Genomic DNA, 12,668 nt, shown 5'->3' on the forward strand with positions numbered 1-12,668 from the left:
CGGGTGTGCGATCCAGTGAGCGCGGCCACTATCCGCCTAACGCGGCGGGTAGGTATAAAGTCCTTGTTTGCCAGGGACCGTGTCCCTGATCACACTGGAATCAAGGTCCCCGATATCCGAAACGAGGGTGGATCGCAGATGAGAGAGGATTCGACCCGGCACCCGTCCGACTGGGACGAGGTGGAAGAGGTGGTGTCGCATGCGTACTTCTCGCATGAGCTCACTCCCCTCGAGAAGGTCGAACCCCGCCTCGAGCTGCGCACATTGCCTTTGGGCCCGATCCGTTTGGCCCGGATCGGCTGGGGTGCCGAGGCGTCGGTGCGCAGTTCGCACCCGGGTGCCTATGCCGTGAACATTCCCCTGTCGGGCACGATCGAGTCGATTGCCAGCGGCGTCGAGACCGCGTCCGGTGTGGGGCAGGCAACCGTGTTCGAGCCGGATATCGACGCGACGATCCGTCGGTGGAGTGGCGACTGCGAGATCGTCGGGGTCAAGCTCGAGCGCGACTACCTGCACCGCGAGATGGCACGCATCCTCGGGCGCCCCGACCTGCACCTACCTCCTCAGGTCGACCTGTCGACCGACGCGGGGAAGAGTTGGATGGCGTTGCTGCGTTCGATCATCGAGCAGCTCAAGTCCGACGAATCGCTCTGGGGTAATCCGTTGGTCGCCGATCAGCTCTCCGGCGCTCTGACCTCGTCGTTCATTCTCGCGGCGATGCCCGACGACGCCGATCCGACGGGAGGCGCGCGACCTCGGATCATCAAGCGGGTCCTCGATCGAGTGCACGACGACCCGTCCTTGCCCTGGACGTCGGCAGACATGGCCGAGGTCGCCGGTGTGAGCGTGCGGCGTCTGCAGGAGGGCTTCCAGGAGTACCTCGGTATCTGCCCGCGCGATTATCTGCTCGATCTGCGGTTGGCGCGCATCCACGAGGAACTCTCAGCAGGATCCGGTAGAAACCTGTCGGTGACGGATGTGGCATTGAAATGGGGAATCACGCACACCGGGCGGTTCTCGGCGGCGTACAAGCGCAAGTATGGAGTAGCGCCTTCCGCCACGCTGCGTTCCTGAAATCGAGAGGCGCCTGATTCGGTATCGGTACTGGTCAGCGGTGTCGGTAGCCGAGTTCCGCGCTCAATGTCTCCGCGCAGTCGACCACTCGCTTCGCGCACAGATCCCGGAACGAATCGAGGGTGTGCCGTCCCGTCGACGTCGAACACGCGAGTACGCCCACCGCATGGCCGGCAGGGTCGAACACGGGTGCTGCGAGCGAGATCAACCCCTCTTCGAGCTCGGCGGATGCCATCGCGTAACCCTGGCTGCGCACCTCCGCGAGTTCGACGCGGAATGTGTCGGCGTTGTCGATGGTGGTGGGGGTGAGTTTCTCGAATCGGGTCTCCGCGATCACGGCGTCGACCTGTTCGCGCGGTGACCAGGCGAGCAGGGCACGACCCATCGAGGTTGCATATGCGGGTACACGGGTGCCGACCGAGACGTTGATGCTCATGATCCGTCGCACCGGTACGCGTGCCGCGTACACGACCTCGGCCCCATCGAGCACACCGAGCGACGCTGATTCGTGTGTGTGGTCGGCGATCTCCACCAATTTGGGCAGAGCGGAATCCACAAGAGTGTGCGAAGCCGTGTAGTGCTGCCCTATGCTCAGGACGCGCGGAGTCAGTGACCAGCGCGTTCCGGTCGAAGTGACGTAACCGAGCCGCTGCAGCGTCAGTAGGATTCGACGCACTGCCGGCCGCGACAGGTCGGTTTTGGTTGCAACTTCGGCCAACGTCGGTTTCGGATCTTTGTCGTCGAAGGCATGCAATACCGCAAATCCGCGTTCGATGCTCTGAACGAAGTCGCGGTCGTTACTCCGGTTGTTGCCTAGGCCGGTGCTCGGCATTGCATCTCCTACCTGCGGGACTTGTCGATGTTGCCCTATTCGGTGTTGACAAGCGATGTGACAACACGCACAGTATGTGGTGTACGCACTGCGATCCACAAGTACGCACAGCGTACTTTCGGTCAGTCCGCAGCCCCGGAACCGACCGGACCAGTGCTTTAGCGACCTGCTTTCCACACCGTTCTCAGCCCCGACGAGGAGAGTCCATGACCACCACCGAGAACCCCACCGCTCACGGTTCCGGCAATGCCGCCACCGACAAGTTCAAGTCCGAGCGGGCTACGTCCGACACGTCCGTCGAGCGTGCGGCCGCGATCTACAAGGACGTGCTCGAGGCTCTCGCCGGCATCGTCCACAAGCACGAGGTGACGTACGACGAGTACCGGGTGCTCAAGCAGTGGATGATCGACGTCGGCGAGTACGGCGAGTGGCCGCTGTGGCTGGACGTCTTTCTCGAGCACGAGGTCGAGGAAGTGCACTACAACCGCAAGCACTTCACCGGAACCAAGGGGTCGATCGAAGGCCCGTACTACGTGCCGAACGCTCCGAAGCTGCCGTCGAAGTGCACCATGCCGATGCGCGAGAAGGACAAGGTTGCGCCTCCGCTGATCTTCAAGGGCAAGGTGACCGACCTCGAAGGCAACGGCATCCCCGGTGCCACGGTCGAACTGTGGCACGCGGACGAGGACGGTTTCTACTCGCAGTTCGCCCCCGAGATCCCGGAGTGGAACCTGCGCGGCACCATCGAGGTCGACGAAGACGGCAACTACGAGATCACCACACTCAAGCCGGCGCCCTACCAGATTCCGAACGACGGCCCGACCGGCTGGTTCATCAAGTCCTACGGTGGTCACCCGTGGCGTCCCGCCCACCTGCACCTGCTGGTGTCGGCCCCGGGCAAGCGTGCCGTCACCACTCAGCTCTACTTCCAGGGTGGCGAGTGGGTCGAGAACGACGTCGCGACCGCGACCAAGCCGGAGCTGATCCTGGATCCGGAGACGAACGCCGACGGCATCGCAGAGGTGACGTACAACTTCGCCCTCGATCCCGAAGCGTGATCCACATCTGAACTCGAATGCCGGTGTCCTACATGGGCACCGGCATTCGCCGCGAGAGCACCTGCACCGTATCGACCGTCACACCCAGAACTGATTGTGAGCTGACCGAAGATGTCCGACCCCGATCTGGCGATAGTCTCCGTCGAATCGACGATCGTCGACGTACCCCTGATTCGTCCGCACAAGTTCGCGACCACGACATCGGAAGTGCAGCCGATCCTGTTCGTCGCCGTCACCACCGCCGGAGGAGTCACCGGCTACGGCGAAGGCGTCGTGCCCGGAGGCCCGTGGTGGGGAGGCGAATCCGTCGAGACGATGAAGCAGATCGTCGATCGCTACATCGGCCCGTACATCATCGGTCGCGGTGTCGACGAGATCAGCGGCGTCATGCTCGATATCGAACGGATCGTCGCGAACGCACGTTTCGCGAAGGCCGCGGTCGACGTGGCCATGCACGACGCGTGGGGTCGCAGCCTCGGTATCCCGGTCGCGTCGCTGCTCGGCGGTGCTTTCCGCACCGGAGTCGACGTGCGCTGGGCGCTCGGCGCGGCACCTCTCGAAGAAATCGTCGAGGAGGTCACCCACAAGATGGAGCAGCGCCTCAACTTCTCCTTCAAGCTCAAGATGGGTGCTCTCGATCCCGTTGTCGACACCGAGCGTGTCGTGAAGATCGTGGAAGCGTTCGACGGCAAGGTCGGTTTCAGCATCGACGTCAACGCCCGCTGGGATCGCTTCACCGCACTGCGACACGTTCCGCAACTCGTCGACGGCGGCGTCGAACTCATCGAGCAGCCCACCCCGGCCGACCAGCTCGACGTCCTTGCCGAGATCAACCGCCGCGTTTCCGCGCCGGTCATGGCCGACGAATCCGTCCAGACCCCGCACGACGCATACGAGGTCGCCAAACTCGCCGCGGCCGACGTCATCGCCCTCAAGACCACCAAATGTGGTGGCCTGCAGCGGAGCAAGGAGGTCGTCGCGGTTGCGAAGGCCGCCGGTCTGCGTTGCCACGGTGCGACGTCCATCGAAGGCCCCATCGGAACCGCCGCGTCCATCCACTTCGCATGCTCCGAGCCCGGGATCAACTACGGCACCGAGCTGTTCGGCCCGCAGCTGTTCGCCGTCGAGCTGCTGAAGAAGCCGCTCGAGTACTCCGAAGGGCAGGTGCACCTGCCCGAGGGTCCGGGCCTCGGCGTCGAGCTGGACATGGATGTCGTGAAGAAGTACGCCCGCGACTGACGTCGTACCCATTTTTCCGCCACAGCCGAAGGAGAAAACCCATGGCACTGTTCCACGTTCGGATGGATGTCAACATTCCGCGCGACCTCGACCCCGAGGTGCGCGCCGAGACCATCGCCAAGGAGAAGGCATACAGCCAGGAACTCCAGCGGGCCGGTAAGTGGCCCGAGATCTGGCGCATCGTCGGCAAGTACAGCAACATCTCCATCTTCGACGTGGACTCGGCCGACGAGTTGCACGAGATCCTGTTCAACCTTCCGCTGTTCCCGTACATGGACATCGAGGTCATGGCGCTGACGAAACACGGATCCGACGTCAAGTAGCCGTTTGACGGATTCGCGACGTAATAGACATCTGCGCTCTTTCCGGGTGGGCGCGGATGTCTATTTGTGCTGTGGAAGTTCCGTTCAACCGGTCGACTCGGGCCACGCTGGGTAGCGGGCCTTACGCCGCTGATGGACCGAAGAGATTCTGCAAGTGCGCCACGTATATACAGACATGCCCGCTGTATGTACTCTCTTGATCGAATGTCCAGGACGGGGAAGGGCAGTTCGATGAGGTTCCTCCGATGTGCAGTAGCCGTGACGGCGATGATGACCGTGTCGGCGCCGCTCGCATATGCCGATCCCGCGCCCCCGGTCGAGTCGTACTCTCTCCAGGAACTGGTCGGTCCGTACCCGTCCGACTTTCCCGCGCGGGGCAATCACATCTCGGTGCTGGATGGATTCACCGCGATCCGCGACACCCGTCCGGACCTGGTGCAACGTAACCTCGACCGAACCGTCGAGATCAACAACAGCGCGACGCCGATCGAGCAGCAGCGCGCGCTGTTCGATGCCGATCACGATCGCCTGCTGTCGTTGTCGGACGGCCTCGGTGAAGGACTCGGCAAAGTGTTCCGGGACGCGCTCGCCGAAGGCCGGCTGCCGAAGGTGCAAGCGTTGCTCGGAGGGGAGGTGGGGCGGGCCGTAGGCGTCACGAACCTGTCGCTCCTGGAAAAACAGCATTGGAACAATCCGAGGCCGTTCGAACTTGCACCCGACCGCATCCAATACTATTTCGGTGATGGTGTCAGTGGCGCCGCGGACCCATATGCCGAGGTCGGCGGCACGAGTTCGTATCCGTCGGGCCACACCTCGGGGTCGTATCTCAACGGGATCCTGCTCGCAGACATGCTGCCCGAACTGGCGCCTCAGATCCTCGCCCGCACGTCGGAGGTGGGTAACAGCCGAATCGTGCTCGGGGTTCATTATCCGCTCGATGTGATGGGCGGCCGCATCATGGGGCAGGTCGCGGCCGCGCAGCGATTGAACGATCCCGCCTTCGCGCGGTTGGTCGACGAAGCAGAAGCCGAGCTTCGAGCTGAACTCGAACGGTCCGTCGGTGTCCCGCTCGGTGACTACATCGCTACCGACGCCCCGTATCGCCGGTCGGATGCGGCACGCGACGATTTCCGCGCACGAATGACGTACGGTTTCGATTTCATCGACCCGACAATGGTGAACGACATCCCCGCCGAAGCTGCTGTACTGATGCGGGGCGTCGCGCCTGACCTGACCGATGGGCAGCGACTGGACATACTGCGGCGCACTGCAATTCCCGCGGGCTACCCACTCGATCAAGCCGGTCCTGACGGAGGATGGCTTCGCATCGATCTCCCTGCCGCCTACGGCGCACTGTAACCACTCGGTTCGGATCGTCGACGTCCGTCATGCGCACGGATTCTGATGTGCGGATGCGGACAGGGCGCGGCAGTTCAGGCCATACTCAGGGTATGAGCCTGCCGCTTCGTGACGTGTACGCCGAGCCCACCCTCGCAGACCTCCTGCCGTCGGTGCTCGCCTCCGCGGGTGTTGCCGGCGAGATGAACCGCCTCGGACTTGCCGAGTGCTCCCGGACCGTAGTCCTGCTCGTCGACGGTATGGGGTGGGAACTACTGCAACGGAACAAGAAGGCTGCACCGTTCCTCACCTCCGCCCCCGGACACTCGATCCGCGCCGGGTTCCCCACCACCACCGCGGTGAGCCTCGCGTCGCTCGGCACCGGCCTACCGTCGGGTCGTCACGGGATCACCGGCTACCAGTCGTACGTCGACGAGATCGAAGCGCCCGTCAACTGGTTGCGCTGGACGCTCGCGGGTACGGCCATCGACAAGCGCGACGAGCTGGTCCCCGAGAAGGTGCAACCGCATCCGACGGTGTTCGAACGGGGAAGTGTCGCGGGGATCGCCGTCACGACCGTCGTTCCGAAACACTTCGAGGGTAGTGGCCTGACCCGCGCAGTTCTCCGCGGCGGCGCGTTCGTCGGGGTTTCCGCCTACGGCGACCTGCTCGCCCGCGTGGTGTCGGCCATCGGCGCCGACGAACGCAGCCTCGTCTACTGCTACCTCGGCGAGGTCGACACGCTCGGCCACGTGTACGGGCCCGAATCGGATGCGTGGCTCGCGCAGCTGACCATCGTCGACCGGTTCGTCGAGCAACTTGCCGCGGCGCTTCCCCGCGACGCCCGCCTGCTCGTCACCGCAGATCACGGCATGGTCGATGCCTCCCGCGGACGCCGCGTGGACTTCGACCACACCCCCGGGCTCGGTGAGGAGGTGAGCGTCATCGCCGGTGAACCTCGCTGCCGGCACGTCTACACCGGCAGCGTCGACACGGTGCTCGAACGCTGGCGGAACGAACTCGGCGACGACATGTGGGTCGGCACCCGCGACGACGTGCTCGCTGCCGGTCTGTTCGGTCCCGAGCCCACGCCGTCGCTGGTCGGCCGCATCGGCGACATCGTCGCGATCGGGAGAGGGGAGTCGTCGGTGATCCGCACCGACGGGGAGCGTGTGATGTCGGAATTGCCCGGGCAACACGGTGCGCTCACCGACGACGAACTGTTCGTGCCACTTCTGCGTCTCCAATGACAGGCCGGGTGCGGTGAGCCGCAAAACGGGTCACGACGTGTGCAACGTCGCGTACCCGCAATCGAATTTGTCGCATAGTGTGTGCACATGAGCTCCAGTGCTTCTGTGACCTGGCACGATCGGACGAGTCGGATCGCGTTGATCCTGCTCTGGGTCGTCCGGATCCTCGTCAAACCGATCCTGAGCATCTGGCCGAGCAACGACTTCGGTATCGGCATCCTCGGCCGGCTCTCGTGGGTGGTCGACAAGGTCACGCCCAGACCGCGGTCGGTGGAGATCGTCGACACCGATCTCGGTGGAGTGCCGGGCGAGTGCATCATCTCGCCCAAGCCCGTCGACGATCCGCTCGAGGACGCCACCATCCTGTACTTCCACGGCGGGGGTTTCATCTTCTGCGGGCCTTCGACACATCGGCAGCTGTGCGTGCAACTCGCGCTCGATTCGGGAGCGCCGGTGTACTCCATGGACTACCGGCAGGTCCCCGCTGTTCCGATCGCGGGATCGGTCCACGACGCAATGAATGCGTACACCGCTCTGCTCGAGACGGCCGTCGATCCCACCAGGATCATCGTGGGCGGCGACTCGGCCGGTGGATACCTCGCCGTCAAGGTCGCGGAGATCGCCGCTCGCCGCGGCATCCAGCGACCGGCTGCCGTCATCGGTTACTCGCCGCTGTTGAGCCTCGATCTCGACGACTCCGGCCACGACCTCGAATACATGAAGAAGGACGCCTACCTGCCCATCGAGGCACTCGAAAAGCTGCGGCCGCGCTGGCTGGCGGGGCAGGAGGCGATCGAGGGCGAGATGAACCCTGTCGACGCCGACCCGGCGCTTTTCCCTCCGATGTTCCTGAGTGCAGCCGAATTCGAGTTGACCCGACCCGACGTCGAGGACATGACCGAGCGACTCGCAGACGCGGGAAGAACAGTGGAAACACACCTGTGGCGCGAGCAGATCCACGCGTGGCCGGTCCTTGCGCGAGCATTGCCCGAGGCGATGGAACTCATCGGGCTGAGCACGCGGTTCGCGCGCCGCGCCGTCGTCGCAGTCGGTGACGGTCGCGCCGCCTGACGCATTACAGGTTCGTGTTCGGCGGATCCGTCGAATCGGAAAGCCTCGCGCCGTGCCCGCCGTTCTCGGCACCGGACGGGCACTGCGCACCGGCGGTGTACGCCGTCATCGACAATGACCCGTAGTCGACCCCGCCGACGAGAACATCCGGTTGTTCACCCGACGCGGCAAGCAGGCCTGCGAAATGCAGCATCGGAAGGAAATGGTCCGGCGTCGGAACGGCTTTCGCGAAGTCGGGATGCTCCTGCAATACGGCCGCATCGCCGGGCCGGTCGCGCAGCACTTCGCCGGCTGCCTCGTCGAAACGCTGGGCCCAGTCGAACCCTTCGGTCGGCTTCGACGAATCCATACTGCGGAGGTTGTGCACGATGTTGCCGCTGCCGACGATCAGCACACCGGCATCACGGAGTGACGCCAGCGAAGCTCCGAGCTCGACGTGATACTCGAGCGGCTTGTACGCGTTGAGACTCAATTGCACCACCGGCACGTTCGCATCCGGGAACATGTGGGTGAGTACAGACCACGTACCGTGATCGATACCCCACGAATCGACGTCGCCGCCCACCCATTTCGGTCGTGCGAGATCCGCGATCTCCTCCGTCAGCTCGGGGAGCCCGGGCGCCGGATATTCGACGTCGAACAACTCCTGCGGGAACCCGAAGAAGTCGTGGATCGTGCGCGGCGACGGCATCGCAGTGACCGCGGTGGCGTTGATGAACCAGTGCGCCGAGATGGACAGGATCGCGCGCGGTGTCGGCATCGACGCCCCTAACGCGGCCCACGCCTGCGTGTACCGGTTCGATTCGAGTGCATTGAGCGGGCTGCCGTGGCCGATGAATGCGACGGGCATGCGTGTCGTCATGAGCGTCTCACCTTCCGGGGGCGATGCGAGGGCGCAACCAGTCGACGAGATCGCCCAGAACCCGGTCGTTCTCGGGTTCGTTGAACACCTCGTGGAACAGCCCGTCGTACAGCTTCAGGGTCAGATCCTCCGAGCCTGCGCGGTCGGCGATCAGCTGAGCGCCCGCGGGATCGGCGAGGGCATCGGCGGTGCCGTGCTGCACCAGCACCGGCAACGTGAGGGACGGCAAACGCTGCGCCAGGCTCTGCTCGTTATCGATCAATACCCGTGCGATCCCAGCGGGAACCAGCCCGTGGTGGACCAATGGGTCGGCCTGGTACGCCGCGACGACCGCCGGATCGCGCGACACCGCGCTGCTGTCGAGCTTCTGCACCGGCAGATCGGGGAGGAAACGGCCGATCACCTTGCCGATTTCCACAACCGGGCCGGGCGTTCCGGAGGTGACCACCACTGCGGGTCCGGACAGTGCGAGCGCCGTCAGACGGTCCTGGTGGTCGAGCGCGTACGCCAGCGCGATCGCGCCACCCATCGAATGCCCGAGCAGGAAGACCGGTAGACCCGGATAGGCCTGCGTCGCGATATCGAACAGCCGGTCGAGGTCGTCGGTGAACTCCGACATCTCGCGCGCGTGCAGGCGCTTGCCGCCGGAACGGCCGTGACCGTGATGGTCGAGCGCGAACACGACCAGGCCCAGTGAACCCAGCCGCTCAGCGACGTGATCGTAGCGGCGGGCGTGCTCACCGAGTCCGTGCGCCAACACCAGCACCCCGGTGACCTCACCGTTGTCGGGCGACCACACGTCGTACACGATCCGAGTGCAGTTGCCCCCGCTGAACGAGGACTCGGTGCGCTGCATGGGTATCTCCTACCGGGGGGTGGTCACATGGCCGTCTCACGCATCCTTCCACGAGGACACCTTCCGGGCTTGTGGACTCGACGAGACCGGAGGAACCTCGGAAAGGGGACCTCACAGTGAGAGGAATCGTGATGGACACAGTCATCACCGAAATTGCTCCCGACGTCTACCGCCTGTCCACGTTCGTCGACGAGGCAAACCTGACGATGAACCAATTCCTGATAGGTGGAGACGAGCCGCTGTTGTTCCACACCGGATATCGGTCGTTGTTCCCTTCCGTCTCCGACGCGGTCGCACGACTGATCCCGCTGAATCGGTTGCGGTGGATCACGTTCGGCCACGTCGAGGCCGACGAATGCGGCTCGATGAACTCGTGGCTCGCCGTAGCGCCGGCCGCGGAAGTCGCGCACGGCGCAATGGCGTGCTTCGTTCAGGTCAACGACCTCGCCGACCGGCCGCCGCAGCCGCTGCAGGACGGCGAGGTGCTGGATACAGGCCTGCGCCGAGTCCGCCACATCGACACGCCTCATGTTCCACACGGGTGGGACGCCGGCCTGATGTTCGAGGAGACCACGTCGACGCTGCTGTGCGGCGACCTGTTCACAGCATTCGGCAGTTATCCGGCACGGACGGACAGCGAGATAGTCGGCCCCGCATTGGCAGCGGAAGATATGGGACACGCGACGTGCCTGACTCCCGAATTGGCTCCGACCATCCGTGCACTCGCCGACCTGCAGCCGCGTGTGCTCGCCCCGATGCATGCACCTGCGTACGAGGGTGATTGCCACGAGGCTCTCGGCAACCTCGCTGCGGCTTACGAAGAACGATTCACCGCTGCGCTCGACAGCGCTCGCCCGACTGCGTGAGCAATTCGATTGACGTCGTCGCGGGGATCGGTATCCTGGACGACGTGATTCAAGCGCTTCTCTTCAACTGACGACACCGATCCGCACCTCGTGACGTAACCGAGGCGACGGGTCGAGTTGTGTCCACCGGCCTGCTCTCATGGCCGTTCGTCAGAAGCGCATGTCCCGTCCGTCGTGGGACGAGTGCGCCTCCACCGGAGGAAGAATGACCATCATTACCTTGCCCCAGCGCGCTCGCGCCCAACTCGGCGCCCATGACGTGCACATTGCTCGCGGCGGTCGTCCCGTCCTGCAGGGTGTCGATCTTGCGGTGACACCCGGTTCGCGGCTCGGGGTCGTCGGCGACAACGGTCGCGGCAAGACGACGCTGATCAATGTGCTTGCCGGCCGGCTCGAACCCGATCAGGGCACGGTGCGGCGTTTCGGCTCGCTCGGTGTCGCCGAGCAGGAAATGGCCGTCACCGAGAGCCGCACCGTGGGCGACCTCATCGACATCGAACTCGTCCACGTCCGTGAGGTGTTGCGCCTGCTCGACGAGGCAACAGTTGCTCTCGCCGAAGAGGAACCCGGTGCGTCGGATGCATATGCCGACGCCCTCGATGCGGCCGAACAACTCGACGCGTGGGACGCCGACCGGCGCGTCGATACCGCTCTCGAAGCGCTGGGCGCGGTGACCGACCGGTCGCGTCTCCTTGCCGAGATGTCGGTGGGGCAGCGCTACCGCGTCCGGCTGGCCGCTTTGCTCGGCGCGGAGCACGATTTCCTGCTCCTCGACGAGCCGACCAACCACCTGGACGCGTCGGGGCTCGAATATCTGACCGAACGGCTGCAGCAGACGCGCAGCGGTGTGGTCCTCGTCAGCCACGATCGTGCACTGCTCACGGATGTGGCGACATCGATCCTCGACCTGGATCCCAGTGTGGACGGCCGCCCCCGCCTGTACGGCGGCGGCTACGCCGGCTACCGCAAGGGACGTGTCGCGGAGTACGAGCGGTGGGTCGCCGAGTACGCACGTCAACAGGCCGAGCATGCGCGTCTCGCTGTCGACCTCGAAGCAGCCCAGGACCGGCTCGTCACGGGGTGGCGGCCCGACAAGGGCACCGGCAAGCATCAGCGCGCGACCCGCGCACCGGCGCTCGTGCAGTCGGTGCATCGGCGGCAGGAAGCGCTCGATGAGCATGCGGTGACGACTCCACCACCGCCGTTGCGGTTCTCCATGCCCGCGCTCGGTGCGGAACTCGACGGGATCGATCGTGACGAGCCGCTGATCCGAGCGGAGGACGTCACGGTGTCGGGGCGCCTCACCACCCCGGTCTCGCTGTCCCTCGGTGCGCGCGCACGGCTCGCCGTGACCGGGCCCAACGGAGCCGGAAAGTCGTCGTTCCTCGCCGTACTCGCCGGCGAACTGACACCCACGTCCGGGGACCTGGACATCGCGGAACTCGTGCGGGTCGGACGCCTGGCTCAGGAATCGCCCGCGCCCCCAGCAGCCCGCGTCCGGGAAGTCTACGAGCGGCATGTCGGCGCGCTCGAATCTGCAGGCATCGTCCCGCGCGAGGAAGCGGTGGCACTCGAAGATCTGGGTCTGTTCACCGAACATGATCTCGGTCAACGAGTCCGGGACCTGTCGATGGGGCAGCAACGGAGGCTCGACCTCGCGATGGTGCTCGCCACACGACCGCACGTCCTGCTTCTCGATGAGCCGACCAACCACCTGTCGATCACGCTGGTCGACGAGCTGACCGACGCGCTCGGTGCGACCGACGCGGTGGTCGTCCTCGCGACACACGATCGGCAGCTGCGACGAGATATCGCCGACTGGCCGCATCTCGCGCTGATCGGCCGGCATGAAGGAGGGGCTTGATCGGCTGCAGTTCGTCCGCTACCCCCATCGGGTGT

General features: G+C 64.9%; 12 protein-coding genes. 9 read left to right on the forward strand and 3 right to left on the reverse strand.

What is annotated here, in order from left to right:
• Nucleotides 1-138 precede the first annotated feature (138 nt).
• Entirely contained in the window at nucleotides 139-1,074 is a 936-nt protein-coding gene (locus tag ACZ46K_RS05995; RefSeq protein WP_464747191.1) for an AraC family transcriptional regulator, read from the forward strand.
• A gap of 34 nt (nucleotides 1,075-1,108) precedes the next feature.
• Here the strand turns inward: ACZ46K_RS05995 and ACZ46K_RS06000 are convergent, their stop codons facing one another.
• Nucleotides 1,109-1,906, reverse strand: a complete 798-nt coding sequence (locus ACZ46K_RS06000; RefSeq protein ID WP_054805085.1) for an IclR family transcriptional regulator domain-containing protein — start codon at nucleotides 1,904-1,906, stop codon at nucleotides 1,109-1,111.
• A 206-nt stretch (nucleotides 1,907-2,112) separates the two neighbouring features.
• Between ACZ46K_RS06000 and catA the strand changes: the two genes are divergently transcribed.
• The 6 genes from catA (at nucleotide 2,113) to ACZ46K_RS06030 (ending at nucleotide 8,185) form a co-directional block, all read left to right on the forward strand.
• Complete coding sequence (gene catA / locus ACZ46K_RS06005; protein WP_054805084.1) at nucleotides 2,113-2,964, forward strand: catechol 1,2-dioxygenase; 852 nt, start codon at nucleotides 2,113-2,115, stop codon at nucleotides 2,962-2,964.
• A gap of 111 nt (nucleotides 2,965-3,075) precedes the next feature.
• Entirely contained in the window at nucleotides 3,076-4,203 is a 1,128-nt protein-coding gene (locus ACZ46K_RS06010; RefSeq protein WP_054809609.1) for a muconate/chloromuconate family cycloisomerase, read from the forward strand.
• A 41-nt stretch (nucleotides 4,204-4,244) separates the two neighbouring features.
• Nucleotides 4,245-4,526: a muconolactone Delta-isomerase gene (catC, locus tag ACZ46K_RS06015; RefSeq protein WP_054805083.1), complete on the forward strand. Its 282-nt coding sequence runs from the start codon at nucleotides 4,245-4,247 to the stop codon at nucleotides 4,524-4,526.
• 267 nt (nucleotides 4,527-4,793) lie between these two features.
• A complete protein-coding gene (locus ACZ46K_RS06020; RefSeq protein WP_464749247.1) occupies nucleotides 4,794-5,885 on the forward strand; it encodes an acid phosphatase in 1,092 nt (363 codons plus the stop codon).
• 92 nt (nucleotides 5,886-5,977) lie between these two features.
• Nucleotides 5,978-7,114: an alkaline phosphatase family protein gene (locus tag ACZ46K_RS06025; RefSeq protein ID WP_054805090.1), complete on the forward strand. Its 1,137-nt coding sequence runs from the start codon at nucleotides 5,978-5,980 to the stop codon at nucleotides 7,112-7,114.
• An 87-nt stretch (nucleotides 7,115-7,201) separates the two neighbouring features.
• Nucleotides 7,202-8,185 (forward strand): alpha/beta hydrolase fold domain-containing protein, encoded by a 984-nt coding sequence (locus ACZ46K_RS06030; protein WP_054805081.1) that lies wholly within the window; start codon nucleotides 7,202-7,204, stop codon nucleotides 8,183-8,185.
• 4 nt (nucleotides 8,186-8,189) lie between these two features.
• Here ACZ46K_RS06030 and ygiD read toward each other — a convergent pair whose 3' ends face one another.
• Both ygiD and ACZ46K_RS06040 read right to left on the reverse strand, forming a co-directional pair.
• Entirely contained in the window at nucleotides 8,190-9,035 is an 846-nt protein-coding gene (gene ygiD / locus ACZ46K_RS06035) for a 4,5-DOPA-extradiol-dioxygenase (RefSeq protein WP_054809612.1), read from the reverse strand.
• Between the two features lie 19 nt (nucleotides 9,036-9,054).
• Nucleotides 9,055-9,903, reverse strand: a complete 849-nt coding sequence (locus tag ACZ46K_RS06040) for an alpha/beta hydrolase (protein WP_054805080.1) — start codon at nucleotides 9,901-9,903, stop codon at nucleotides 9,055-9,057.
• 131 nt (nucleotides 9,904-10,034) lie between these two features.
• On the opposite strand from ACZ46K_RS06040, the gene ACZ46K_RS06045 reads away from it, so the two are divergent.
• Both ACZ46K_RS06045 and ACZ46K_RS06050 read left to right on the forward strand, forming a co-directional pair.
• Complete coding sequence (locus ACZ46K_RS06045) at nucleotides 10,035-10,769, forward strand: oxygen-binding di-iron domain-containing protein (RefSeq protein WP_054805089.1); 735 nt, start codon at nucleotides 10,035-10,037, stop codon at nucleotides 10,767-10,769.
• A gap of 205 nt (nucleotides 10,770-10,974) precedes the next feature.
• The gene (locus ACZ46K_RS06050) at nucleotides 10,975-12,633 is read left to right on the forward strand and encodes an ABC-F family ATP-binding cassette domain-containing protein (RefSeq protein ID WP_464747195.1); all 1,659 of its coding nucleotides are present in this window, start codon (nucleotides 10,975-10,977) and stop codon (nucleotides 12,631-12,633) included.
• Nucleotides 12,634-12,668: the final 35 nt, after the last annotated feature.

The organism is Rhodococcus sp. JCM 9793 (assembly GCF_055380405.1).

Excerpts from the sequence above, each read along its gene's own strand:
- ACZ46K_RS05995 (WP_464747191.1), top strand. The coding sequence starts at position 139 with ATGAGAGAGGATTCGACCCGGCACCCGTCCGACTGGGACGAGGTGGAA.
- ACZ46K_RS06000 (WP_054805085.1), bottom strand. The coding sequence starts at position 1,906 with ATGCCGAGCACCGGCCTAGGCAACAACCGGAGTAACGACCGCGACTTC.
- catA (WP_054805084.1), top strand. The coding sequence starts at position 2,113 with ATGACCACCACCGAGAACCCCACCGCTCACGGTTCCGGCAATGCCGCC.
- ACZ46K_RS06010 (WP_054809609.1), top strand. The coding sequence starts at position 3,076 with ATGTCCGACCCCGATCTGGCGATAGTCTCCGTCGAATCGACGATCGTC.
- catC (WP_054805083.1), top strand. The coding sequence starts at position 4,245 with ATGGCACTGTTCCACGTTCGGATGGATGTCAACATTCCGCGCGACCTC.
- ACZ46K_RS06020 (WP_464749247.1), top strand. The coding sequence starts at position 4,794 with ATGATGACCGTGTCGGCGCCGCTCGCATATGCCGATCCCGCGCCCCCG.
- ACZ46K_RS06025 (WP_054805090.1), top strand. The coding sequence starts at position 5,978 with ATGAGCCTGCCGCTTCGTGACGTGTACGCCGAGCCCACCCTCGCAGAC.
- ACZ46K_RS06030 (WP_054805081.1), top strand. The coding sequence starts at position 7,202 with ATGAGCTCCAGTGCTTCTGTGACCTGGCACGATCGGACGAGTCGGATC.
- ygiD (WP_054809612.1), bottom strand. The coding sequence starts at position 9,035 with ATGCCCGTCGCATTCATCGGCCACGGCAGCCCGCTCAATGCACTCGAA.
- ACZ46K_RS06040 (WP_054805080.1), bottom strand. The coding sequence starts at position 9,903 with ATGCAGCGCACCGAGTCCTCGTTCAGCGGGGGCAACTGCACTCGGATC.
- ACZ46K_RS06045 (WP_054805089.1), top strand. The coding sequence starts at position 10,035 with ATGGACACAGTCATCACCGAAATTGCTCCCGACGTCTACCGCCTGTCC.
- ACZ46K_RS06050 (WP_464747195.1), top strand. The coding sequence starts at position 10,975 with ATGACCATCATTACCTTGCCCCAGCGCGCTCGCGCCCAACTCGGCGCC.